General features: G+C 44.1%; 16 protein-coding genes, 3 tRNA genes and 3 rRNA genes. 9 read left to right on the top strand and 13 right to left on the bottom strand.

Features of this window, described 5'->3' with window-relative positions; genetic code table 11:
* Positions 1-166: 166 nt before the first annotated feature.
* On the bottom strand, positions 167-988 hold the full coding sequence (locus H8744_RS10370) for a tetratricopeptide repeat protein (RefSeq protein ID WP_262434747.1): 822 nt from the start codon (positions 986-988) through the stop codon (positions 167-169).
* A gap of 115 nt (positions 989-1103) precedes the next feature.
* The gene (gene cysK / locus H8744_RS10365) at positions 1104-2060 is read right to left on the bottom strand and encodes a cysteine synthase A (protein WP_262434746.1); all 957 of its coding nucleotides are present in this window, start codon (positions 2058-2060) and stop codon (positions 1104-1106) included.
* An 88-nt stretch (positions 2061-2148) separates the two neighbouring features.
* Between cysK and H8744_RS10360 the strand changes: the two genes are divergently transcribed.
* Positions 2149-3987, top strand: coding sequence for an LTA synthase family protein (locus H8744_RS10360; RefSeq protein ID WP_262434745.1), 1839 nt, complete (start codon positions 2149-2151; stop codon positions 3985-3987).
* A 31-nt stretch (positions 3988-4018) separates the two neighbouring features.
* Positions 4019-4693, top strand: a complete 675-nt coding sequence (locus H8744_RS10355) for a phosphatase PAP2 family protein (RefSeq protein ID WP_262434744.1) — start codon at positions 4019-4021, stop codon at positions 4691-4693.
* Positions 4694-4720: 27 nt separating this feature from the next.
* Here the strand turns inward: H8744_RS10355 and leuB are convergent, their stop codons facing one another.
* The 11 genes from leuB to H8744_RS10300 form a co-directional block, all read right to left on the bottom strand.
* Positions 4721-5782 carry a 3-isopropylmalate dehydrogenase gene (gene leuB, locus H8744_RS10350; RefSeq protein WP_262434743.1) on the bottom strand — a complete coding sequence of 354 codons (1062 nt, stop codon included), beginning with the start codon at positions 5780-5782 and terminating at the stop codon, positions 4721-4723.
* Between the two features lie 96 nt (positions 5783-5878).
* Positions 5879-7411 (bottom strand): hydroxymethylglutaryl-CoA lyase-like TIM-barrel protein, encoded by a 1533-nt coding sequence (locus tag H8744_RS10345; protein ID WP_262434742.1) that lies wholly within the window; start codon positions 7409-7411, stop codon positions 5879-5881.
* A 227-nt stretch (positions 7412-7638) separates the two neighbouring features.
* Entirely contained in the window at positions 7639-8226 is a 588-nt protein-coding gene (leuD, locus tag H8744_RS10340; RefSeq protein WP_262434741.1) for a 3-isopropylmalate dehydratase small subunit, read from the bottom strand.
* A 35-nt stretch (positions 8227-8261) separates the two neighbouring features.
* Entirely contained in the window at positions 8262-9656 is a 1395-nt protein-coding gene (gene leuC / locus H8744_RS10335; protein WP_262434740.1) for a 3-isopropylmalate dehydratase large subunit, read from the bottom strand.
* A 29-nt stretch (positions 9657-9685) separates the two neighbouring features.
* Complete coding sequence (locus tag H8744_RS10330; RefSeq protein ID WP_262434739.1) at positions 9686-11182, bottom strand: 2-isopropylmalate synthase; 1497 nt, start codon at positions 11180-11182, stop codon at positions 9686-9688.
* Between the two features lie 440 nt (positions 11183-11622).
* Entirely contained in the window at positions 11623-11889 is a 267-nt protein-coding gene (locus H8744_RS10325; protein WP_262434738.1) for a hypothetical protein, read from the bottom strand.
* Positions 11890-12089: 200 nt separating this feature from the next.
* Positions 12090-12200, bottom strand: a 5S ribosomal RNA gene (gene rrf, locus H8744_RS10320).
* Between the two features lie 67 nt (positions 12201-12267).
* Positions 12268-15152 (bottom strand): 23S ribosomal RNA (locus H8744_RS10315).
* Between the two features lie 127 nt (positions 15153-15279).
* Positions 15280-15353, bottom strand: a tRNA-Ala gene (locus H8744_RS10310).
* Between the two features lie 77 nt (positions 15354-15430).
* Positions 15431-15504 (bottom strand) — tRNA-Ile (locus tag H8744_RS10305).
* Positions 15505-15656: 152 nt separating this feature from the next.
* Positions 15657-17179, bottom strand: a 16S ribosomal RNA gene (locus H8744_RS10300).
* Together the 16S, 23S and 5S rRNA genes with 2 tRNA genes alongside form the textbook arrangement of a ribosomal RNA operon.
* 1001 nt (positions 17180-18180) lie before the next feature.
* Here H8744_RS10300 and H8744_RS10295 point away from each other — a divergent pair.
* The 7 genes from H8744_RS10295 (at position 18181) to H8744_RS10265 (ending at position 25172) form a co-directional block, all read left to right on the top strand.
* On the top strand, positions 18181-18693 hold the full coding sequence (locus H8744_RS10295; RefSeq protein ID WP_262434737.1) for a ferritin-like domain-containing protein: 513 nt from the start codon (positions 18181-18183) through the stop codon (positions 18691-18693).
* A gap of 206 nt (positions 18694-18899) precedes the next feature.
* Positions 18900-20678, top strand: a complete 1779-nt coding sequence (gene sppA / locus H8744_RS10290; RefSeq protein ID WP_262434736.1) for a signal peptide peptidase SppA — start codon at positions 18900-18902, stop codon at positions 20676-20678.
* A gap of 10 nt (positions 20679-20688) precedes the next feature.
* Positions 20689-21786, top strand: coding sequence for a tetraacyldisaccharide 4'-kinase (gene lpxK / locus H8744_RS10285; protein WP_262434735.1), 1098 nt, complete (start codon positions 20689-20691; stop codon positions 21784-21786).
* Entirely contained in the window at positions 21758-22567 is an 810-nt protein-coding gene (locus H8744_RS10280) for a purine-nucleoside phosphorylase (protein WP_262434734.1), read from the top strand. The genes lpxK and H8744_RS10280 overlap by 29 nt, the downstream gene beginning before the upstream one ends.
* A gap of 23 nt (positions 22568-22590) precedes the next feature.
* The gene (gene thiL / locus H8744_RS10275; protein ID WP_262434733.1) at positions 22591-23622 is read left to right on the top strand and encodes a thiamine-phosphate kinase; all 1032 of its coding nucleotides are present in this window, start codon (positions 22591-22593) and stop codon (positions 23620-23622) included.
* A gap of 143 nt (positions 23623-23765) precedes the next feature.
* A tRNA-Phe gene (locus H8744_RS10270) sits at positions 23766-23838 on the top strand.
* A 134-nt stretch (positions 23839-23972) separates the two neighbouring features.
* Positions 23973-25172 carry a site-specific integrase gene (locus H8744_RS10265; protein WP_195538126.1) on the top strand — a complete coding sequence of 400 codons (1200 nt, stop codon included), beginning with the start codon at positions 23973-23975 and terminating at the stop codon, positions 25170-25172.
* Positions 25173-25224 lie beyond the last annotated feature (52 nt).

Genomic DNA, 25224 nt, shown 5'->3' with positions numbered 1-25224 from the left:
GTGAAACATGGGCATGTATGACTGTTAGACATGGGGATGTTTAACAGTGAAACATCCCCATGTTTAACAACGGAGCTTTAAAGGGAACACAACCTCTCTTCCTACTTTGGCATTGATTAGTTTGCAATATCCGGAACAGCGGTTATAAAGAAGTCCAACCATACTACTACTTACACTGTTGCAACTTCTCGTATAAGTCGGCCCGAGGCACACCGAGCGAAAGCGCCTTTTCAAAATCCGCCCGGGCAAGCACTTTCTTTTTTTGAACCAGATAAATATCTCCGCGCAACAAATAAGCATCAGCCATCTGGGGAGAAAGACGAATGGCTTCATCAAGATCGACCAACGCCAATTCAAGATGCTCCATCTCTCGTTCCACATCGGCACGGGCGACATATAGAGTTGCATCCTCCGGTTCTTCAACCAGCAACTTATTTATCAACTCAAGGGCTTCACGAAATTTGCCTTCTTTCTGTTCGAGCGTGGCCAAGCCGAGACGGCCACTGTAACTCTGAGGGTCAAGTTCAAGCAACCGGTCATAATCCATATGAGCCGCTTTATAATCTCTCCGAATAACATAAATATATGCTCGCATCAACAAAGCCTCCTTATTAACTTTATCGGCATCCAACACTTCACAATAGTCCTGATATGCACGGTCTGTCATGCCTTTTTCCATGAAAAGGGCAGCACGATCCAACAAAATAGGAACAGCATTGGGAGCAATGTTTAATGCATAAGTATACGACTGGAGCGCATCATCATAACGCCCCAGCCTGCGCTGCACCAAACCGAGATTGGAAAAAAGCAGAGCATTGTGCGGATTGGAAGGTTCCAGTTTCATGGCTTGCACCAAGAAGTCTTCTGCCTGTGCCAAACTGTCTTCCTCGATATAGTCAATCGCTTTCTCTGATAGTTCACGATAAGTCTGGGACGAAACGGTCAAAGAGAAAAGGAGAAGAAAAAGAAGGGTAAATGGGAATTTCATTACTTTCAAATGGTATTTATAGAGTTAATATAATTCGGACAACAAATCCGAAAGTTCGTCAAGCAACCGCCACCGTACGAAAAAGACAAAGCAGCGGGCTACGATCGGAGGCCATTTATTGTACATCCAACGGATAAGCATCAAATGCATATAATTCGGTAGACAGATAACGTTCTCCCGTATCGGGCAACAGCGTTACAATCATCCTACCTGCAAATTCGGAACGCTCCGCTAACTTCCTGGCTGCATAAACAGCCGCTCCGGACGATATTCCGGCCAACAATCCTTCCGTTGCCGCCAACTCCCGTCCCGTACGGATGGCATCGTCATCAGCCACTCCCATCACCTCATCTACCAAAGAGGCATCATATATCTTGGGAACAAAGTTAGCACCGATTCCCTGAATGCGGTGAGAAGCAGCGCGGCCTCCCTCCAAAACGGGGGAAGTGGCTGGTTCTACAGCCAAAACAAAAATATCCGGATTATGTTTCTTCAAAGCACGTGCTATGCCACAAATGGTTCCACCCGTGCCCACTCCGGCAACAAAAGCAGCAATCTCTCCAGCCGTATCATTCCAGATTTCTTCTCCGGTGGTTCGTTCATGGACAGCCGCGTTGGCAGGATTTTCAAATTGTTGAAGGATAACAGCGCCAGATATCATATCCCGCAACTCCTGCGCTTTGGCGATGGAACCCGACATGCCCTCCGAACCGTCCGTCAAGACAATCTGTGCCCCCAAAGCTTTCAGCAAATTACGACGTTCCAGACTCATTGTTTCGGGCATCGTCAATATCAGGCGATACCCCTTAATGGTTGCTACCATGGCCAATCCGACTCCAGTATTTCCGCTGGTAGGTTCTATAATAGTCGCACCCGGTTTCAGAATCCCCCGTTGTTCGGCATCCTCGATCATCGAAAGAGCTACACGGTCTTTCACGCTACCGCCCGGATTGAATGACTCTAATTTGGCAATCAGATTACTTTCCAGATGGTACTTGCTGCTATATCCGGCAAGTTCCATCATAGGTGTGGAACCTATCAATTCAATCAGATTCTTTGCTACTTTTTTCATAATTATCACTGTTTTATATCAGTTAATGCGCAAAGATAAAGAAAAGTATAGTACCTTTGTCTGCGTTCAATCTTTTTTAGTATATCGTATGAAGAGAAGACTTATACAATTTATAACGACCTATTTCCTTTTTGTATTCATCTTTATTCTGCAAAAGCCGATTTTCATGGCTTATTATCATACCTTATATAATAAGGTGTCATGGATAGAATGGTTCAATGTCATCTGGCATGGTCTCCCGCTGGATCTTTCGTTGGCCGGATACCTGACGGCCATCCCCGGATTGCTACTGATCGCATCGGCTTGGACGGATTCGGGAGTGATACGGAACATTCGGAAATATTATTTTCTCTTCACGTCCATCTTGCTATCCTGTATCTTCGTCGGTGACCTAGGGCTGTATGGATTTTGGGGATTCAGACTCGACACCACTCCTTTGTTTTATTTCTTTTCTTCCCCGAAAGATGCCATCGCAAGTGTCAGTGTTTGGGTGGTGTTAGGAGGAGTCCTCGCAATGGCAGTATATGCCGCGTTCCTGTATTTCTTATTTTCATTTGTACTTAACAACGCAAAACGTCCGTTAAAAATACCCTATCGCAGGTTGAACGTATCCGGAGTACTGCTGCTTGCCACCGGCTTGTTGTTCATTCCGATACGAGGCGGCTTCAGCGCATCGACCATGAACTTGGGGAAGGTCTATTTCAGCGCAGACCAGAAATTGAACCATGCTGCCATCAATCCCTCCTTCAGCTTGATGGATTCTTTCTCCCGGCAGGCTGATTTTGACAAGCAATACCGTTTCATGGATGCAGCAAAAGCCGATGCACTCTTTTCTGAAATGATCGATAAACCGGTAACAGCGACAGATTCGATACCGCAGCTTTTCACAACCGAACGGCCTAACATTCTGTTGATCGTCCTTGAAAGTTTCTCATCTCACCTCATGGAAACCTTGGGAGGAGAACCCGGTGTTGCCGTCAATATGGACAAATTTGCTAAAGAAGGGGTACTTTTCACTCATTTCTTTGCCAACAGTTTCCGTACCGACCGTGGATTGGTATCTATCCTGAGCGGTTATCCGGCACAGCCAACAACGAGCATAATGAAATATACCAGAAAGACACAAAATCTACCTTCCATCCCTGCCAGCTTGAAAGAAGCGGGATACGATCTCCAATATTATTACGGCGGGGATGCCGATTTCACCAATATGCGCTCTTATCTGGTTTCCACCGGGATGGAGGATATAATCTCCGACAAGGATTTTCCTGTCTCGGAACGGCTGAGCAAATGGGGGGCACACGACGATGTGGTATTCAACCGCCTGATCGATGATTTGAAGACCAAACCTCAGAAAGAGCCTTTCTTTAAGGTGATGCAGACTTCCAGCAGCCATGAACCATTTGAAGTTCCTTATCAGAAGCTGGCTAACAAACGGCTGAACGCTTTCGCATATACGGATAGTTGTACAGGAGATTTCATCCGACGTTTCAAGGAGACTCCTCTTTGGGAAAATACAGTGGTCATATTGGTTCCCGACCATTTGGGAGCCTATCCGGAAGATATCAACAACCTGTCCTCCGACCGTTACAAAATACCTCTTATCTTCATCGGAGGAGCTGTAAAAAAGCCTGAGCAGATCGAAACTTATGGTTCGCAAACCGATATCGCTGCCACCTTATTAGGACAATTGGGACTACCGCACGAAGAATTTACATTTAGCAAAAACCTGCTTAATCCGGCTTCGCCACACTTTGCGTTCTTCACATTCCCGAATGCTTTCGGAATGGTGACACCGGATAATGAAGTGGTGTTCAATTGCGAATCGAATGCGATTGCAGTGGATGACGGTATGCATAAAGGGGAAAATCTCGATAAAGGGAAGGCATATCTGCAAAAGTTATATGATGACCTCGCAAAGAGATAGATTTAATAAAAAAAACAAATACCAAAAGAATATGACCTACGGATTATTACAATCACTTGTTGAAACAGACCAAAGTTTATTGCTATACTTGAACGGACTCCACAATACTTTCTGGGACTACTTCATGTCCGCATTTACAGGAAAAGCCATCTGGGTGCCGATGTATGCCAGCATACTTTATGTGCTACTAAAGAATTTCAATTGGAAGATAACCTTGTGCTGTCTGATAGCGATCGCATTGACCATCACATTTGCCGACCAAGTTTGCGCAACACTGATCCGCCCCATCGTGGAACGCCCTCGACCATCCAATCCCGCCAGTCCTATTGCCGATCTGGTACACATTGTCAATGGCAGGCGTGGCGGAGGCTTCGGCTTCCCTTCCTGCCACGCTTCAAATTCTTTCGGGCTGGCATTCTTTCTTGTATTCCTTTTCCGTAAACGTTGGTTAAGCCTGTTCATATGCGCATGGGCGGCATTGAATTGTTATACACGCATTTATCTGGGATTGCATTATCCAGGCGATTTATTGGTAGGGATGCTAGTAGGCCTGTGTGGAGCTATGCTGATGTACTACATCTTGCAAAAAGTGACAAAAGAGAATTTCAGAAAGGCACGCCAGACCAATTTCATTATTTTTGTAGGACTATGTACTACAGTGGGTATCCTTGTTTATACCACCTTGGCTTCCTTACAAATAATCTGACGGACGTACCTTTCTTCGTGTTTCTGGCTATGCATTCCTGATATAATCGGCAATCCACTCGCCAACTTCTTTCGTTCCGTACTTCTTACCATCTTCCACTTGGATTTCAGGAGTGCGGACATTGGCATCCAAAGAAGCATCCACAGCTTTGCGAATCATTTCTCCTTCCGCCTTACAATCGAAATATTCAAACAACATGGCCACGGAGAGGATTTGCGCCAGCGGATTGGCTATATTCAATCCCTTCGCTTGGGGCCAAGAGCCGTGGATAGGTTCGAATACGGGAGTACTCTCACCGGTTGAGGCCGAAGGAAGCAAGCCCATCGAACCACTGATCACCGAACCTTCATCGGTAAGGATATCACCGAATGTATTTTCAGTAACGATCACATCGAAGAACCTCGGTTCCTGGATCATTTTCATGGCGGCATTGTCCACAAACATATAATCGGTTTCCACCTCAGGATACAGTGGTGCCATCTCCTGAGCTATCTTCCGCCACAAACGACTGGTAGCAAGAATATTGGCTTTATCAACGACAGTCAAGTGTTTATTGCGTTTCATGGCATACTCGAAAGCAACTTTCAAGATACGCTCTATTTCAGGACGGCTATATACATTGGTATCGTAGGCCTTGTCATTATCCTGATATTTCTCTCCGAAATACATACCACCGGTCAATTCGCGTATACACAGGAAATCAGCTCCTTCGATCAGATCCGCGCGAAGAGGAGATTTGTGAAGCAAGCATTTGAATGTCTGCACCGGACGGATATTGGCAAAAAGTCCAAGCTTTTTACGCATAGCCAACAATCCTTGTTCGGGACGAATCTTGGCCGTGGGATCGTTGTCGAATTTAGGATCGCCTACGGCAGAAAAAAGCACGGCATCGGCCTCTTTACAAATGCGGAATGTCTCTTCCGGAAAAGGATCGCCAACTTTTTCAATAGCATCCGCACCACAGATGGCATACTTATAATCTACCTTATGACCAAATTTCTCACAAACGGCACTCATCACCTCCACGCCTTGCACGGAGATCTCGGGGCCAATGCCGTCACCGGCTAATACAGCAATTTTAAAATCCATTTCAATTAGTGATTTAAAGATTAGTAAATAGCAAGTAGCAATCAGCCGGCTTTCGCATAGAGCCGATCACTTATCATTCTTCACTAATCACTCATATTAGTATTCTTCTATTATATTCAGCATTTTAATGGTCGCCTTGATAGCTGCTTCCGTCTGGTCGGCATCCAATCCGCGAGTACGGAACACTTTCTCCCCAAAACTCCAAGTAATGACCGTTTGTACAAAAGCATCCGTACGACCACCGGGCGGAATGCTGACGGCATAATTGATCAACATAGGGAATTTACGCCCCAATGTCAATTTATAGATCTTGCGCAATGCACGCACAAAAGCATCGTATTGACCGTCACCGGAAGAACTCTCTTCGTAAACTTGCCCATCGATTTCAATGCTTAAGGTTGCCATTGGTTTCAGTCCGTGTGCCAAAGTTACGAAATAACTTTTCAATTTCACTTTGTTATTCATGCCATCATGCTTTAACACATCGGAAATGATGTAAGGAAGATCTTCCTGGGTGACAAGTTCCTTTTTATCACCCAACTCTATAATACGTTCGGTAACTTTACGCATGGATTCCTCATCCAAGTCCAATCCCAACCTTTCCAGGTTCTTACGGATATTAGCTTTACCGGAAGTCTTGCCCAAAGCATATTCACGGACTCTGCCGAAGCGTTCGGGCAAAAGATCATTGCAATAAAGATTACTCTTGTTATCACCGTCGGCATGAATACCTGCCACTTGGGTGAAAACATTCTCACCAACTATGGGCTTATTGGCCGGAATGAGAATGCCGGAATAAGATTCAACTACACGGCTAACATCATTCAAACGGCTTTCATCGATAGCCGTGATAGCATTGAAATGATCTTTAAGAATGGCCTGCACACTGGCTAAAGGTGCATTTCCTGCCCTTTCGCCCAATCCGTTGATAGTGGTGTGAAGTCCTTTGACACCACTTAACACGGCAGCCAGCACATTACTCACTGCAAGATCATAATCATTATGGGCATGAAAATCGAAATGGGTATCGGGGTAACGCTTCTTCATCTTCCGCATGAATTCAATGACTTGCAACGGGTTAAGTATCCCCAACGTATCTGGCAGCATAAAACGTTTAATGGTAGTCTCTTTTAAAGTATCAATGAGATGGAAAACATATTCAGGAGAATCCTTCATGCCGTTACTCCAATCCTCTAAATACACATTGACCTCAATATCCAGTTCGTTGGCATAGTCCACTACGGCAATAATGTCTTGGATATGTTCGTCCGGAGCTTTCTGTAACTGATAGGTACAATGTTTCTCCGAACCTTTACAAAGTAGATTAATAACCCGGCATCCGGTAGCATGAATCCAATCCAATGAAGTATGACCGTCCACAAATCCCAAGACTTCGACCTTTTGCAGTAGATTCCTCCGTGCTGCCCAGTCGCAGATCATCTTTACCGCATTGAACTCACCTTCCGAAACACGTGCTGATGCTACCTCGACGCGATCCACTTTCAGGTCTTCTAACAATAGCCGGGCAATCATCAGTTTCTCATGAGGCACAAATGACACACCGCTGGTTTGTTCGCCATCACGAAGCGTGGTGTCCATTATTTCTATTTTGGGATGATTATTCTTCATCTAATTCTTTTATCTTTTTAGCATACAAAATACTTGATAAGCGATATTCAGGCTTATAATTTTCCACTCTATCTGAAAATGCTCATCAAGGAACTCACCAAAAGTCCGATACGGAAATCATAACCGTCCGAAAGACTCTTCAAATTTTGGTCAGCCTCCTTTTAAGATGATTTTGAACAAACTTTCTGCTTTTAAAGAAATTAGTAAGTTAATGAATACATATATAGTTATCTACTTCTCTCCCACTGCTCTATTTTTTCTTTATTTGTCAGTAGAAAATCGATATCGTCCAATCCATTCATCAGACAATGTTTCTTATAAGCATTAATTTCGAAGGATTCGCTTTTCCCTGTTGCTTTATTGGTAATTTTCTGTTCCGGCAAATTCACTTCCACTTCTGTTTTCGGATCTTTAAAAATGGAATCGAACAGTTCAGTGAGAAACTCATCACTGACTACCACCGGCAATACAAAATTGTTCAACTCATTGTTTTTGTGAATATCGGCAAAGAAACTACTTACGACTACACGAAAGCCATAATCGGCAATAGCCCACGCTGCATGTTCGCGACTGGAACCCGAACCGAAGTTTTTACCGGCTACGAGAATCTGACCGCCATACGTCGGATCATTGAGTACAAATGATTCTATTTTGTTCCCCTCCTTATCATATCTCCAATCGCGAAATAAGTTCTCCCCGAATCCTTCTTTGGTTGTCGCTTTCAAAAAACGTGCGGGAATAATTTGGTCAGTGTCTACATTCTCCAAGGGAAGAGGAACACATGTACTTGTAAGTATATTGAATTTTGCTTTCATCTTTTTTCTCTGATTAAATATTTATGGTATTCTCTCTACATTAACTCTCGTGGATCAGTTATTGTTCCGGTTATTGCAGCCGCTGCAGCTACCAACGGACTCGCAAGCAGTGTACGTGCGCCCGGACCTTGACGACCTTCAAAATTACGGTTGCTTGTGGATACACAATATTTACCTGCAGGAATCTTATCGTCATTCATTGCCAGACAAGCAGAACATCCCGGCTGTCGGATGACAAAACCGGCATCTTCCAAAATCTTATCAATACCCTCTTCGCGAATCTGTGCATCGACCATCCAAGATCCCGGAACAAGCCATGCTATTACATGATTGGCTTTCTTGCGTCCCTTTACGATAGAAGCGAATGCCCGGAAATCTTCAATACGTCCATTGGTACAAGCACCCAAGAATACATAATCGATCTTTTTACCAAGCAAGGATTCTCCCGGTTGGAATCCCATATAATCCAACGATTTTAGGAAAGACACTTTAGCCGCTTCACTCATACCTTCCGTCAAGGGAATAGAATATGTAATTCCCATGCCCATACCCGGATTTGTTCCATAAGTAATCATCGGCTCAATATCAGATGCATCAAAATGTACTTCTTTATCAAATACAGCATCATCGTTACTACGTAATGTCTTCCAATATGCTACTGCCTTATCCCATTCTTCCCCTTTTGGTGTATTTTCACGTCCTCTGATATATGCAAAAGTCACATCATCCGGTGCTATCATACCTCCCCTTGCTCCCATCTCTATGCTCAGGTTGCAGAGTGTTAAGCGCCCTTCCATTGTCAAGTTGCGGATTGCTTCTCCGGCATATTCCACAAAATAACCTGTTGCTCCACTGGTGGACATTTTCGACATCATGTAGAGGGCAACATCCTTTGCAGTCACTCCTTTATTCAATTTGCCATCCACCGTGACACGCATCGTTTTAGGACGCGATTGAAGAATACATTGTGATGCCAGTACCATCTCCACTTCGCTGGTTCCGATACCAAAAGCAATTGCTCCCATCGCACCATGAGTAGATGTGTGCGAATCGCCACAGACTACTGTCATACCAGGAAGTGTAAGTCCACGTTCCGGTCCTACTACATGGATAATTCCGTTACGTTCATCCATCATGCCGTAGTGAATCAAGTTAAAATCCTTTGCATTTTGAGCCAATGCATCCACCTGAGCTTTTGAGATGGGATCTTCAATCGGTTTATCCTGATCATGCGTTGGTGTATTATGATCTGGCATACAATATACTTTTTCAGGGCGGAACACCTTTATATCCCGTTTATGTAACCCGGCAAATGCTTGCGGACTGGTCACTTCATGACAGTACAATCTGTCAATATAAAGCTGTGTGGGACCTTCTTCCACAGTGGTTACAACATGTGCGTCCCATATTTTATCAAACAATGTATTCATCTCTTTTACAAATTATAATTGAAGTAATTTTACTTAGTAAATTTATTGATACAGTCGATATAAGCTTCCACTGAAGCAGCAATAATATCCGTATTAGCACCAAATCCATAATACATCTGGTTATCATATTCCACCTGCATATGAACCTTTCCCATATCATCACTACCTTTACTTATGGCCTGAATCGTAAACTCTTTCAATGTCATCTGCCGGTCGATAATCCGCTTCAAAGCTTTTATAGCGGCATCGACCGGACCATTACCACTTGCAGCCGCTTCAAACTTCTCTCCTGATATATTCAATCCAAGACTGGCTACGGAACGGACACCTACTCCACTGGTCACCTGGAGATATTCCAGTTTAATACGATGATTCATACTACGATCGGCCCCGGCCAACACCAAAATATCGTCATCATGAATATCTTTCTTTCTATCGGCCAGTTTCAAGAAGTCTTCATAAACTTTATCCAGTTTTTCCTGACTAAGCGTCACTCCTAATATAGAAAGTCGATTTTTCAAAGCCGCACGACCACTACGAGCTGTCAAAACTATAGAATTATCATCAATTCCCACATCTTTTGGATCGATAATTTCGTAAGTCTGGACATTTTTCAACACGCCATCTTGATGAATGCCTGATGAATGTGCAAAAGCATTACGTCCGACAATTGCTTTATTCGGTTGAACCGGCATATTCATCAAACTTGAGACCATACGGCTGGTGGGATAAATCTTTTGTGTATTAATATTCGTTTCAACATCTATTTCGTGATGACTTTTGATAATCATGGCAATCTCTTCAAGCGCAGTATTTCCGGCTCGCTCACCGATACCGTTGATAGTTACCTCTACCTGGCGGGCACCATTCAATACACCTGCCATCGTATTAGCAGTTGCCATTCCTAAATCATTGTGACAATGCGTGGAAATGATAGCATTTTCAATACCTGCCACATGATCAACTAAATATTTGATCTTCTCACCGTATTCCGAAGGTAAACAATATCCCGTTGTATCCGGTATATTCACGACTGTAGCACCTGCCTTTACTACTGCCTCTATCACACGTGCCAAATACTCATTATCCGTACGCCCTGCATCTTCTGCATAAAATTCCACATCATCTACAAAACGGCGTGCATATTTCACTGCAGCTACGGCACGTTCGATAATCTCTTCACGGGTAGAATTGAATTTATATTTAATATGAGAATCTGAAGTTCCAATCCCTGTATGGATTCGTTTGTGTTTCGCAAACATCAATGCTTCAACAGCCACATCAATATCCTTCTGAACAGCACGTGTCAGCGCACAAATGGTAGGCCATGTAACTGCTTTCGATATTTCAATTACCGAATTAAAATCACCTGGACTAGAAATCGGGAAGCCTGCCTCAATCACATCAACTCCTAAAGCCTCTAAGGCTTTAGCTACCTGAATCTTTTCCACAGTATTAAGCTGACAACCCGGAACTTGTTCTCCATCCCGGAGTGTTGTATCGAAAATAAATAATCTATCATTCATCTTTTTATTCTTTTATTATTTTATCCTTATATTTTCTGAATACACTTTTCATTACCTGACTACATATTATTAAAAAAGCCTTTCACACAAGGAAGTGAGAAAGGCTTTTGTATAATTCATTATATATACATCTATGCACAACACTCACTTCCCCTGATCCTTGCCAGCAGAATAATAATATCACACAGTAGAATATATATAAATGATTGATTCATGTTAATAGTTTCCTTATTTTATCTTTGATGTTGCAAAGGTATAGATAATTTCATTATCTCCAAATAAAACGTAACTTATTTAGCAGAATAAATGTCATTTCATAAGAATAATAGCTCTTTTATAATAAATATATTACATACATAACGATGCGACAAAATAAAAAATGGGAATAAAGTACTATTACATACCTTATTCCCATTTTTTATCTTTTCAGTTTTACCTGGTTATTTCTTATCACATGCATTTTTGCAATCTTCCTTCTTGTCGCAAGCAGCTTTGTCTTTACATTCCGCTTTATCCTTACAACATGCCTTCATTGAATCGCAAACAGCAGAATCACCTTTACAACAAGGAGCAATAGTTTCCACAGCTTCTACTTCAACAGTCTCAGTTGCTTCAGTAACTTCAGAATTAGCAGGTTTATTACCACAAGAGGTCAAGGTAAAAGAAAATGCTACAGCAACAGTAGCCAAAAACATTTTTGTCTTCATAACTAAAATATTTGCTTTAAACGTTTATAAATAATAGTGCCGCGCAAATATAATCATTTTTTGGGAATTTGCAAATCGGGACTGCATCTGAATTCTCAGACCTTCCCAGGCCCGCGTGCCTCCCACGGGGGGGGGCGACGGCGGCCCGCGGCAAAAAGAAAAGCCCCCCCGCGTCCCTTCAGGGGCGGGGGGGGGCGGCAAGACGGCGGCTACCTACTCTCCCACTGTTACGCAGTACCATCGGCGTGGCCGGGCTTAACTTCTCTGTTCGGGATGGGAAGAGGTGGAACCCCGGCGCTGTAGCCACCTGAATGAGGCGGACATGACGGAAAAGCAAACGAAGGGCGAACCCGCAGGGCGGGGCGGAAAGCGCCGGGCGGACGGAAGTGGACGGGCAATTAGTAGGGCTCGGCTGTGGTATTGCTACCTGTACACCTGCCCCCTATCGACGTCATCGTCTATGACGACCCTAAGAAATCTAATCTTGTGGCTGGCTTCGTACTTAGATGCTTTCAGCACTTATCCAGTCCCGACTTAGATACCCAGCGATGCACCTGGCGGCACAACTGGCAGACCAGAGGTCGGTCCAACACGGTCCTCTCGTACTAGTGTCAGAGCCACGCAAATTTCATGCGCCCACGATAGATAGAGACCGAACTGTCTCACGACGTTCTGAACCCAGCTCGCGTGCCACTTTAATGGGCGAACAGCCCAACCCTTGGGACCTTCTCCAGCCCCAGGATGTGACGAGCCGACATCGAGGTGCCAAACCCCTCCGTCGATATGAGCTCTTGGGAGGGATCAGCCTGTTATCCCCGGAGTACCTTTTATCCTTTGAGCGATGTCCCTTCCATGCGGAAACACCGGATCACTATGCTCTAGTTTCCTACCTGATCGACTTGTGAGTCTCCCAGTCGAGCGCCCTTATGCCATTACACTCTGCGGACGGTTACCAATCGTCCTGAGGGCACCTTTAGAAGCCTCCGTTACACTTTTGGAGGCGACCACCCCAGTCAAACTACCCGCCAAACAGTGTCCTCGCAGCGCGAGTTAGAACTCAAATAACCGAAGGGCCGTATTTCAACAGCGACTCCGCGGATACTGGCGTACCCGCTTCAATGTCTCCGGCCTATCCTACACATCAATTACCCAAATTCAATGTTAAGCTATAGTAAAGGTTCACGGGGTCTTTTCGTCCCATCGCGGGTAATCGGCATCTTCACCGATACTACAATTTCACTGAGCTCACGGTTGAGACAGCGTCCAGATCATTACACCATTCGTGCAGGTCGGAACTTACCCGACAAGGAATTTCGCTACCTTAGGACCGTTATAGTTACGGCCGCCGTTTACTGGGGCTTCAATTCAATGCTTCCCTTGCGGTGACATCTCCTCTTAACCTTCCAGCACCGGGCAGGTGTCAGGCTGTATACGTGATCTTTCGATTTTGCACAGCCCTGTGTTTTTGTTAAACAGTTGCCTGGACCTATTCTCTGCGCCCCGCCTCGACGGCGGGGACCCTTTATCCCGAAGTTACAGGGTCAATTTGCCTAGTTCCTTAACCGTGATTCACTCAAGCGCCTCAGTATATTCAACCCGACTACGTGTGTCCGTTTGCGGTACGGGTACCTCGAAGATTAAGTTTAGCGGATTTTCTTGGGAGTATGCTTACGCGCACTATTGGATTGTCCGTAAGGACGCTCCATACTATCAGGTTCGACTCAGACCCCGGATTTGCCTGGGATCATCGGCATCTACACCCTTCAACCAGCTATTCCGTCAGCTGGCGGCGCTGTCACTCCTCCGTCTCCACGTCACTCTTCAAGGTAGTACAGGAATATTAACCTGTTCTGCCATCGGCCTCACCCTTCGGCTGAGCCTTAGGACCCGACTGACCCTGATCCGATTAGCGTTGATCAGGAAACCTTAGTCTTTCGGCGAGGGGGTTTCCCACCCCCTTTATCGTTACTTATACCTACATTTGCTTTTCCACACGCTCCAGCATGGCTCGCGCCAAGCCTTCGACGCCGAGTGGAATGCTCCCCTACCGATACTTGCGTATCCCACGGCTTCGGTAAAACGCTTGATGCCCGATTATTATCCACGCCAAACTCCTCGACTAGTGAGCTGTTACGCACTCTTTAAATGAATGGCTGCTTCCAAGCCAACATCCTAGCTGTCTTAGCAATCTGACTTCGTTAGTTCAACTTAGCGTTTATTTGGGGACCTTAGCCGGTGGTCTGGATTCTTCTCCTTTAGGACACGGACCTTAGCACCCATGCCCTCACTCCCGGGGTAAAACTAATGCGCATTCGGAGTTTATCAAGACTTGATAGGCGGTGAAGCCCTCGCATCTTATCAGTCGCTCTACCTCACATTAGTAACCCCCGAGGCTGCACCTAAATGCATTTCGGGGAGTACGAGCTATCTCCAAGTTTGATTAGCCTTTCACCCCCACCCTCAGCTCATCCGGAAGCTTTTCAACGCTTATCGGTTCGGTCCTCCAGTTAGTGTTACCTAACCTTCAACCTGGCCAAGGGTAGATCACTTGGTTTCGCGTCTACTCCTTCCGACTTGACGCCCTGTTCAGACTCGCTTTCGCTTCGGCTGCGCGTCTCGAGACGCTTAACCTTGCCGGAAAAAGTAACTCGTAGGTTCATTATGCAAAAGGCACGCCGTCACGGCCAAAGGCCGCTCCGACCGCTTGTAGGCGCATGGTTTCAGGGACTATTTCACTCTTCTGTTCGAAGTGCTTTTCACCTTTCCTTCACAGTACTGGTTCGCTATCGGTCTCTCGGGAGTATTTAGCCTTGCCGGATGGTCCCGGCAGATTCACGCAGGATTCCTCGTGTCCCGCGCTACTCAGGATGCCACTAGGGTTCAGTTGGGGTCGTGTACCGGATTATCACCGTCTATGATCTCACTTTCCAGAGAGTTCCACTCGCCAACTTTCGTCCCACAACGTGGTCCTACAACCCCATGCATGCCGTGACATGCATGGTTTGGGCTCTTCCCCGTTCGCTCGCCACTACTAGGGGAATCATTGTTTATTTTCTTTTCCTGCGGGTACTAAGATGTTTCAGTTCCCCGCGTTAGCCTCCATCGCAGGATGGATAGTATCCCTTCAGGATACTGGGTTGTCCCATTCGGAAATCCGCGGATCAGGGGTCATTTGCACCTACCCGCGGCTTATCGCAGCTTATCACGTCCTTCGTCGCCTCCGAGAGCCAAGGCATCCGCCATGCGCCCTTTATTACTTCTGTCCGCCGCCGCGGGAGCGAGGACGCGTTCGCACACGTCAGCGCCACCCCGGACGGCTAATACTTTCAGCTTTTCGCTTTTCGTTTACTTTTGTACATCATGTCAAAGATCGTGTCCCCTCAGGGAATGTGGAGAATAACGGATTCGAACCGTTGACCCTCTGCGTGCAAGGCAGATGCTCTAGCCAGCTGAGCTAATCCCCCTTCTCAGAAGACGGCCGGGCGGGGTTCCGGACGGGGCCGGAGAGGACCCGAGGGGAAGGGCGTCGGCCTTCTGGAAGTAGTCCCAGGCAGAGTTGAACTGCCGACCTCTACATTATCAGTGTAGCGCTCTAACCAACTGAGCTATAGGACTAGTTCAACCCGGTCTGCGTAGACCCGGCTTCTGTTTTCTCTTGTTCATCTATGCCCGCAAAGAACACGGGCGGTCGATCATATCTATAAATAAACAAGTACAAGCAGGACAGGTAAAGAACCGGAAAGAGATAAAACGCGGCACCGCTCCAGAAAGGAGGTGTTCCAGCCGCACCTTCCGGTACGGCTACCTTGTTACGACTTAGCCCCAGTCACCAGTTTTACCCTAGGGCGCTCCTCGCGGTTACGCACTTCAGGTACCCCCGGCTCCCATGGCTTGACGGGCGGTGTGTACAAGGCCCGGGAACGTATTCACCGCGCCGTGGCTGATGCGCGATTACTAGCGAATCCAGCTTCACGAAGTCGGGTTGCAGACTTCGATCCGAACTGAGAGGGGCTTTGGAGATTGGCATCCCGTCACCGGGTAGCGACCTGCTGTACCCCCCATTGTAACACGTGTGTGGCCCCGGACGTAAGGGCCGTGCTGATTTGACGTCATCCCCACCTTCCTCGCATCTTACGACGGCAGTCCCCCCAGAGTCCTCGGCGTGACCCGTTAGTAACTGGGGATGAGGGTTGCGCTCGTTATGGCACTTAAGCCGACACCTCACGGCACGAGCTGACGACAACCATGCAGCACCTTCGCAGACGCCTTGCGGCCGTCCCGTTTCCGGGACGCTCGTCTGCAATTCAAGCCCGGGTAAGGTTCCTCGCGTATCATCGAATTAAACCACATGTTCCTCCGCTTGTGCGGGCCCCCGTCAATTCCTTTGAGTTTCACCGTTGCCGGCGTACTCCCCAGGTGGAATACTTAACGCTTTCGCTTGGCCGCTTGCAGTGTATCGCAAACAGCGAGTATTCATCGTTTACTGTGTGGACTACCAGGGTATCTAATCCTGTTTGATACCCACACTTTCGAGCATCAGTGTCAGTAACAGTCCAGCGAGCTGCCTTCGCAATCGGAGTTCCTCGTGATATCTAAGCATTTCACCGCTACACCACGAATTCCGCCCACCTCTGCTGCACTCAAGGCCCGCAGTATCAACTGCAATTCCGCGGTTGAGCCGCGAACTTTCACAACTGACTTACGAGCCCACCTACGCTCCCTTTAAACCCAATAAATCCGGATAACGCTCGGATCCTCCGTATTACCGCGGCTGCTGGCACGGAGTTAGCCGATCCTTATTCGTGCGGTACATGCAAAACGCCACACGTGGCGAACTTTATTCCCGCAAAAAAGGAGTTTACGACCCATAGAGCCTTCGTCCTCCACGCTACTTGGCTGGTTCAGGCTCCCGCCCATTGACCAATATTCCTCACTGCTGCCTCCCGTAGGAGTTTGGACCGTGTCTCAGTTCCAATGTGGGGGACCTTCCTCTCAGAACCCCTATCCATCGAAGGCTTGGTGGGCCGTGACCCCGCCAACAACCTAATGGAACGCATCCCCATCGGCGGCCGAAATTCTTTAGCCCGGGGGCCATGCGGCCCCCGGGCGCCATCGGGTATTAATCTTTCTTTCGAAAGGCTATCCCCGGGCCGCCGGCAGGTTGGATACGTGTTACTCACCCGTGCGCCGGTCGCCATCTTCCCATTGCTGGGAAATGCTGCCCCTCGACTTGCATGTGTTAAGCCTGTAGCTAGCGTTCATCCTGAGCCAGGATCAAACTCTTCATTGTAAAAGTATTGTCGAGACCCGGGGCATAAGCCCCGGGCCGTTCTTGCTCTGTCATGGATGCCGCGATTTATCAAGAAAACCACCGGAACCGGGCCGAAAAAAAACGGCCCGGGCCGGAAATGACGGTTCTTTATCTTGGACCCGGCCCACCGCCCAAAAGGGCGGGGGCCGGGATGTACTACTTGTATTGTTTATCAATATTTCAAAGAACTATTCGTCGCTCGGAAAAGCCTTGCTTTCAAAAGCGGGTGCAAAGGTAAGGGATCCGTTTCAAACCGCCAAACGTTTCCGCGGTTTTTTTTCGTTTTTTTCTTCCCGGGAGGGAAGACCCAGACTTGCGGGCCGGACGGGAAGGAAAAAAGGACATCCACACGGGAGCCGAAAAAATTCGGGCCGCATGCCTCCTCCATCACCCTGACCGGTGGAACGCGCTTTTCAGAATGTCAATCTCTCAGGCTAGGCTTCTCTTGCTAAGCGGATGCAAAAGTAGCCCTTTTGGGGACACGAGCAAAACTTTCGGGCACTTTTTTTGAATCTTTTTTGAATAAATATCGTAAAGAGCTGAACATGAGGAACCTCGAAATGAAAATGCCCGGAAGAAAAAAAACGGGGGAAGATGAACAGCACATTATTATATATGAAGGCGGAAAAAGAAAAACGAAGAAAGGGGGGAAAATAAGGAAAAAACAAATAGATACATAACATAGATTATTATCCGAAAAAATAAGAATAGGGAATGGTGCCCTTTTATCTATTACAAAACAAGTATTTTAACCCATTGTTAAAATAGGAACTTTAAATGCAAGAAATATATAGTTTAATAGCATAAAAATAGTATCATAAATATTCCATGCCGACTATCACAAATCAAAATGAAAATATAAAGCTACCAATACAACAAGACATCACAGATCTAACGTTAAAATCCAATATAACGAGAACAAAACTATCTGTTTTTCTGTTATACTTTCAACTTAATTTTTATAACCTAAACTCAAAATTATGGCTAAAGAAAGTGTAAAAATCCTGCAAGGTAAGCTTGATGTAAAAAGTTTAATTGATCAGTTAAATGCCGCGTTGTCAGAAGAATGGCTGGCATATTATCAGTATTGGGTTGGTGCATTAATAGTGGAAGGTGCAATGCGTGCCAATGTACAAAGCGAATTTGAAGAACATGCTGAAGAAGAACGTCATCATGCTCAATTAATTGCAGATCGTATTATCGAATTGGAAGGTATTCCGGTACTTGATCCTAAAAAATGGTTTGAACTTGCCAGATGCAAATATGAATCACCAACAGCTTTCGATTCAGTTAGCCTACTGAACCAAAACGTATCTTCTGAACGTTGCGCAATTCTCCGCTACCAGCAAATAGCCGACTTTACAGACGGTAAAGATTATACTACATGCGACATTGCAAAACACATCTTAGCTGAAGAAGAAGACCACGAACAGGATTTGCAAAATTACCTGAATGATATTGCCAAAATGAAAGAATCATTTCTCAAAAAGTAAGTAGTTGTTTCTTTAAACATTTAAAGAGAGAAATTCCTCGGATAGGATAATTCTCTCTTTTTTTGTTCTATTCACCGGAATTTGGCATATTTTATATTGTTATTCTGTGACAAAATAAAAAATCATACGACATATGAAATAAATATCAACCCAATTATTTATCTTTGTTAGCTTAAATATGAGCTGGCTTAAAAACAATATGCACAATGAAAGATTTCTTTAAATTCACGCTTGCCACTGTTACAGGTATTATCGTGTCAAGCATTGTTCTGTTTTTCATCGGTATTATGGTGATTTTCGGAATCGTTTCGTCTTCTGATACGGAAACGGTTGTGAAGAAAAACTCCGTAATGATGCTCGACTTGGATGGTACATTGGTGGAACGAACTCAAGAGAGTCTAGAAGGAATATTTTCTTCACTTACAGGAAACAATTCAACAGTTTACGGACTTAATGATATTCTTGCATCAATTAAAAAAGCAAAAGAGAACGAAAATATAAAAGGAATTTACATACAGGCATCTTCGCTGGAATCGCAATATGCATCTTTACAAGCCATCCGCAATGCACTTAGTGACTTCAAAGAGAGCGGAAAATTTATTGTTGCATATAGTGACAACTATACTCAGAGACTTTATTATCTGTCAAGCGTAGCCGATAAAGTGTTACTAAATCCTAAAGGAATGATCGAATGGAGAGGCATTGCATCTGTTCCCATCTTCTATAAAGACTTATTACAAAAAGTCGGCATTGAAATGCAGATTTTCAAAATGGGCACTTATAAATCTGCTGTCGAACCTTTTATTGCAACGGAAATGAGCCCAGCTAACAAGGAACAGGTTACAGAATATATAAATTCTATATGGGGGGAAGTAGTTAAAGGAGTATCAACTTCACGCAAAATTTCATCAGATTCACTGAATATATTTGCAGATCGTATGCTCATGTTCTATCCGGCAGAGGAAAGTATAAAATGTGGATTAGCCGATACATTAATTTATAAAAATAATGTACGTGATTATTTGAAGCGACTGGCCAACATTGATAAAGATGAGCGTTTACCGATACTCGGTCTCGGTGATATGATCAATGTAAAGAAAAATATTCCAAAAGATAAGAGTGGCAATATCATAGCCATATATTATGCGGCAGGCGAAATCACAGATCAGCCTAGTTCTGTCGCTACAGATGGAGGTATTGTAGGTAATGAGGTAATCAGCGATCTGAGGAAACTGAAAGAAGATGATGATGTTAAAGCCGTCATTTTACGAGTGAACTCCCCCGGTGGAAGTGCCTTTGCCTCTGAACAGATTTGGCATGCCATAAAAGAACTGAAGACTGAAAAACCTGTCATCGTCTCTATGGGAGACTACGCAGCATCAGGTGGTTATTACATTTCATGCGTTGCCGACACTATTGTAGCGGAGCCAACTACATTAACAGGTTCCATCGGAATATTCGGCATGATTCCTAATGTTAAAGAATTAACTGAGAAAGTGGGGTTAACGTTCGATGTAGTAAAAACAAATAAATTTGCAGATTTCGGAAATATCATGCGCCCGTTCAATAATGACGAAAAGGCTTTGATGCAGATGATGATCACTGAAGGCTACAATACTTTCATCACACGATGTGCAGAAGGACGGCACATGACGAAAGAGGCTATTGAAAAAATCGCTGAGGGCCGTGTGTGGACGGGCGAAATGGCCAAAAATCTTGGTTTGGTTGATGAACTCGGAGGCATAGATAAAGCACTTGACATCGCTGTAAAGAAAGCTGATATCGAAGGCTATACAGTAGTTGCTTATCCGGCTAAAAAAGACATTTTCTCCACTCTATTTGAATCTGTACCGGGTAATTATGTAGAATCAAAACTTTTGAAGAGCAAGTTGGGAGATTATTATAAAAATTTTAGCCTGCTGAAAAATCTGAGCGAACAATCAATGATTCAAGCCCGCTTGCCGTTTGAATTGAATGTCAAATAAACCGGACTGAATGAAAGAAAACTTTATCAAGATACATAAATGGCTTTACCCTGCTTCCTTATGTTATTGGGCAGTGACATCGTTAAGAAATAAACTCTTTGACTGGGGAAACCTCCGGTCAAAGAGTTTTGATATTTCTGTTATTTGCATTGGTAATCTTGCAGTCGGTGGAACAGGAAAAACACCACATACAGAATATCTGATAAAGTTACTTAGCCAAAAATTTCAAATCGCAGTATTAAGCAGAGGATACAAAAGACGAACAAGAGGATACATCCTTTCCTCACTGAACAATAATGTCCAAAACATCGGAGATGAACCCTATCAGATTAAATCAAAATTTCCAAATATTCGGGTGGCAGTCGATGAAGACCGTTGTCATGGTATTGAACAGCTACTGAAAGTAAAAAATCCTCCTATTGATGTCATTCTGCTTGATGATGCTTTCCAACATCGTTATGTCAAAGCAGGATTAAACATTCTCTTGACTGACTACCATCGTCTGTTTTGCGACGACACTTTACTACCAGCCGGCCGGCTGCGCGAATCAGTTAATGGAAAGAACCGGGCAAATATTGTCATCGTTACCAAGTGCCCTAAAGATATCAAGCCGATCGACCTCAATATTATAACCAAAAGGCTGAACCTTTTTCCATATCAACAGTTATATTTTTCATCATTCAGTTATCGAAGTCTGAAACCTGTATTTCCAGTTCAGGCAGGAAAGCTAAACAGAGAACTAACAACTCTACAAAAAAATGAAGAAATATTACTTGTAACAGGTATTGCATCACCTGCTGCCATCATAGAGGAACTGGAGAGTTATACTTCACATATAGACCTGCTCTCTTTCAATGATCACCACAATTTTAGTTCACGTGACATTCAGCTTATCAAAGAACGATTTGGCAAGCTGAAAGGAAAACATCGGCTGATCATTACTACAGAAAAGGATGCCACCCGACTGGCAGATAACTTAACTTTGGATGACGAACTAAAAAAATATATTTTTGCGTTACCGATCGAAGTAGAGATTTTACAGAACCAACAAGATATTTTTAACCAACGCATTATTGAATATGTTAGAGAAAATACAAGAAACAGCTAACTTTCTAAAAGGAAAGATGCACACAAGTCCAAAAACTGCGATCATACTGGGAACAGGACTCGGTAGTTTGGCCAATGAAATAACCGAAAAGTACGAAATAGAGTATAAAGATATTCCTAACTTCCCCGTGTCCACCGTTGAGGGACATAGCGGTAAACTGATTTTCGGCAAACTGGGTAATAAAGATATAATGGCAATGCAAGGTCGTTTCCATTATTATGAAGGATATTCCATGAAGGAAGTAACATTCCCGGTCCGCGTGATGCGCGAGTTGGGCATTAAAACATTATTCGTATCCAATGCCAGTGGAGGCACTAATCCAGATTTTGAGATTGGTGATCTTATGATCATCACTGACCACATCAATTATTTTCCAGAACATCCGCTCCGTGGAAAAAATATTCCTTACGGTCCCCGTTTTCCGGATATGAGCGAAGCTTATGATAAGGAGCTTATACGTAAAGCAAATGAAATCGCTGAAGAGAAAGGCATTAAAGTACAGCATGGTGTTTATCTTGGTACGCAGGGACCAACATTCGAAACCCCATCCGAGTATAAATTATTCCACATCTTAGGAGCAGACGCTGTAGGAATGTCAACCGTACCGGAAGTGATTGTTGCCAACCATTGTGGAATCAAAGTATTCGGTGTATCAGTAGTAACAGATTTGGGAGTAGAAGGAAAAATCGTTGAAGTATCGCATGAGGAAGTCCAAAAGGCAGCCGATGCCGCTCAACCCAAAATGACTACAATTATGCGTGAACTGATAAACCGTGCATAAACAGTTTTTATTAAAGCAGACTTATGAGAACAGAAATTGCAACCTTAGGTGAGTTTGGACTCATTAAACATCTCACTGAAGGAATTAAATTAGAAAATGAATCAAGCAAATATGGAGTAGGCGATGACGCTGCTGTCCTCTCCTACCCGGATAAACAAGTACTGGTCACGACCGACTTGCTAATGGAAGGTGTACACTTCGATCTGACCTATGTCCCTTTAAAACATCTCGGATATAAATCGGCTATAGTCAATTTCTCCGATATCTACGCCATGAACGGAATTCCCAAACAGATCACTGTCTCCCTAGCTCTTTCGAAGCGTTTCAGCGTGGAAGATATGAATGAATTCTATGCGGGTCTTCGTCTCGCATGCCAACAATATCACGTAGATATTGTTGGTGGTGATACGACTTCTTCACTTACTGGTTTTGCCATCAGCATCACCTGCATTGGTGAAGTTGACAAAGCCAAAATAGTCTATCGAAATGGCGCCAAAGAGACCGATCTCATTTGTGTTAGTGGTGATCTTGGCGCTGCATATATGGGATTACAGCTATTAGAACGTGAAAAGGCAGTTTTTAAAGGGGAGACAGATGCACAGCCAGACTTTTCCGGTAAAGAATATCTTCTGGAACGTCAGCTAAAACCTGAAGCTCGTAAAGATATTATTGAAAGATTGGCTTCAGCCCAAATCATTCCAACTTCAATGATGGACATCTCTGATGGTCTTTCTTCGGAACTAATGCACATCTGTTCTCAAAGTAACGCGGGTTGCCGCGTTTATGAAGAACACATTCCTATCGACTTTCAAACAGCTGTTATGGCAGAAGAATTCAACATGAACCTTACTACCTGTGCCATGAACGGGGGTGAAGATTATGAACTTCTTTTTACTGTCCCGATCACTGAACATGAAAAAATTTCTGAAATGGAAGGTGTTCGGATCATCGGTCATATTACCAAACCGGAATTGGGATGTGCATTAATCACCCGAGATGGACAAGAATTTGAACTTAAAGCTCAAGGTTGGAATCCCCTAAAAAAAACAAATTAAAATATTCCATCCCAATTTTCAAAATATTTAAAAAGGGAAAATGCACTGATAATTAAACACATAGTTTTTATCAGTGTTTTTTTATTTCTTTGCCCCTTGCAGAATACAAAAATTTCACTACCTTTGCAACCGCAAACAAGAAAGGTGCCATAGCTCAGTTGGTAGAGCAAAGGACTGAAAATCCTTGTGTCCCCGGTTCGATTCCTGGTGGCACCACTTTTAAAAGATTAATTATCAAGCAGTTACTAATAAAAGTAGCTGCTTTTTTCTTTATATACTACCCTGTTTTTCCACGGATTTAGCCACTTTTCGCTATCAGAGTTAAACCAAGAGTTAAACCGGAAATCAATATGGCTACAACGGTTAATGTACTGTGTTACAAGTCAAAAACTCTTAGTAATGGTGAACATCCGCTTATGATTCGTATCTGCAAGGATGGTAAAAAGAAGTATGTCAGTCTTGGCGTGTCTGTAAGAGCAGAACACTGGAACTTTGAAAAGAATGTCCCAAAATCGAATTGCCCTGACAGAGAGCATATTAACATACTCATAGCTAACAAGAAAAAAGAGTATGAAACGGAAATAGTTAAACTAAAATCAGAGGATAAGTTGTTTACAGCCAATACTTTGAATGAACAAATCTCCAATTCAGTTAAACCGAAAACAGTAGAAGAAGCATTTAAAGAATACATTCAGCTATTACAAGACGAGAACAGACGTGGATATATGCTTTCAGTCAAACAAGTTTATAACTCACTCATCAAGTACAATAAACATCTGAATATTCATTTCACAGATATAGATGTTGCTTGGCTAAAGAAATACGAGACATGGCTTAGAAACAACGGACTTGCGGAGAATACCATCGGCATACGATTCAGAACATTGCGCACCATCTATAATTATGCCATACAAGAAGATATGGTAAAAGCGGAACACTACCCTTTCAAGAAATACAAAGTATCTAAGTTGAACCAAGAAACAGCCAAAAGAGCGTTAAGCAAAGAGGACATAAACAGAGTGTTGCAATATCAGACAGACAACAGATTTATGCGCCTACCCATAGACTTGTTTGCTTTCACCTATTACATGGGTGGCATTAACTTTGTGGATATAGCCAATCTCACACAGAAGAACATCATAGACAACAGACTTGTCTATAAAAGAAGCAAAACGGGTAAGCTCATCAAATTACCGTTAGTTCCACAAGCAGTTGAACTTATTAAGAAGTATCACAGCAAGAACAACCCTTATCTGTTCCCGATATTTTCTAACAGACATACAACGGAACAAGAGAAAGCCAACAGACTGCATAAAGTTATCACCAAAGTAAATAAACGCTTAAAACAGATTGGCGAAGAATTGGGCATACCTATTCCAATCACCACATACGTTGCAAGACATAGCCAAGCTACCATTATGAAGAAGGCAGGTATATCAACCGCTATCATTGGGCAGATTATGGGACACAGTTCGGAACGAGTAACACAAGTTTATTTAGATAGTTTCGACAATGAGCAGATAAACAATGCAATGAAGAACCTGCTATAACGAAAAAGAAGTCTGTAATCCGCTAAAGATTGCAGACTTTTCTTTTATTTTG

This window comes from Jilunia laotingensis (assembly GCF_014385165.1).
Taxonomy (GTDB): Bacteria; Bacteroidota; Bacteroidia; order Bacteroidales; family Bacteroidaceae; genus Bacteroides; species Bacteroides laotingensis.
Note: the sequence above shows the minus strand (reverse complement) of the source record. Positions and strands in the feature narration are given on the sequence as shown.

Excerpts from the sequence above, each read along its gene's own strand:
- H8744_RS10370 (WP_262434747.1), bottom strand. The coding sequence starts at position 988 with ATGAAATTCCCATTTACCCTTCTTTTTCTTCTCCTTTTCTCTTTGACC.
- cysK (WP_262434746.1), bottom strand. The coding sequence starts at position 2,060 with ATGAAAAAAGTAGCAAAGAATCTGATTGAATTGATAGGTTCCACACCT.
- H8744_RS10360 (WP_262434745.1), top strand. The coding sequence starts at position 2,149 with ATGAAGAGAAGACTTATACAATTTATAACGACCTATTTCCTTTTTGTA.
- H8744_RS10355 (WP_262434744.1), top strand. The coding sequence starts at position 4,019 with ATGACCTACGGATTATTACAATCACTTGTTGAAACAGACCAAAGTTTA.
- leuB (WP_262434743.1), bottom strand. The coding sequence starts at position 5,782 with ATGGATTTTAAAATTGCTGTATTAGCCGGTGACGGCATTGGCCCCGAG.
- H8744_RS10345 (WP_262434742.1), bottom strand. The coding sequence starts at position 7,411 with ATGAAGAATAATCATCCCAAAATAGAAATAATGGACACCACGCTTCGT.
- leuD (WP_262434741.1), bottom strand. The coding sequence starts at position 8,226 with ATGAAAGCAAAATTCAATATACTTACAAGTACATGTGTTCCTCTTCCC.
- leuC (WP_262434740.1), bottom strand. The coding sequence starts at position 9,656 with ATGAATACATTGTTTGATAAAATATGGGACGCACATGTTGTAACCACT.
- H8744_RS10330 (WP_262434739.1), bottom strand. The coding sequence starts at position 11,182 with ATGAATGATAGATTATTTATTTTCGATACAACACTCCGGGATGGAGAA.
- H8744_RS10325 (WP_262434738.1), bottom strand. The coding sequence starts at position 11,889 with ATGAAGACAAAAATGTTTTTGGCTACTGTTGCTGTAGCATTTTCTTTT.
- H8744_RS10295 (WP_262434737.1), top strand. The coding sequence starts at position 18,181 with ATGGCTAAAGAAAGTGTAAAAATCCTGCAAGGTAAGCTTGATGTAAAA.
- sppA (WP_262434736.1), top strand. The coding sequence starts at position 18,900 with ATGAAAGATTTCTTTAAATTCACGCTTGCCACTGTTACAGGTATTATC.
- lpxK (WP_262434735.1), top strand. The coding sequence starts at position 20,689 with ATGAAAGAAAACTTTATCAAGATACATAAATGGCTTTACCCTGCTTCC.
- H8744_RS10280 (WP_262434734.1), top strand. The coding sequence starts at position 21,758 with ATGTTAGAGAAAATACAAGAAACAGCTAACTTTCTAAAAGGAAAGATG.
- thiL (WP_262434733.1), top strand. The coding sequence starts at position 22,591 with ATGAGAACAGAAATTGCAACCTTAGGTGAGTTTGGACTCATTAAACAT.
- H8744_RS10265 (WP_195538126.1), top strand. The coding sequence starts at position 23,973 with ATGGCTACAACGGTTAATGTACTGTGTTACAAGTCAAAAACTCTTAGT.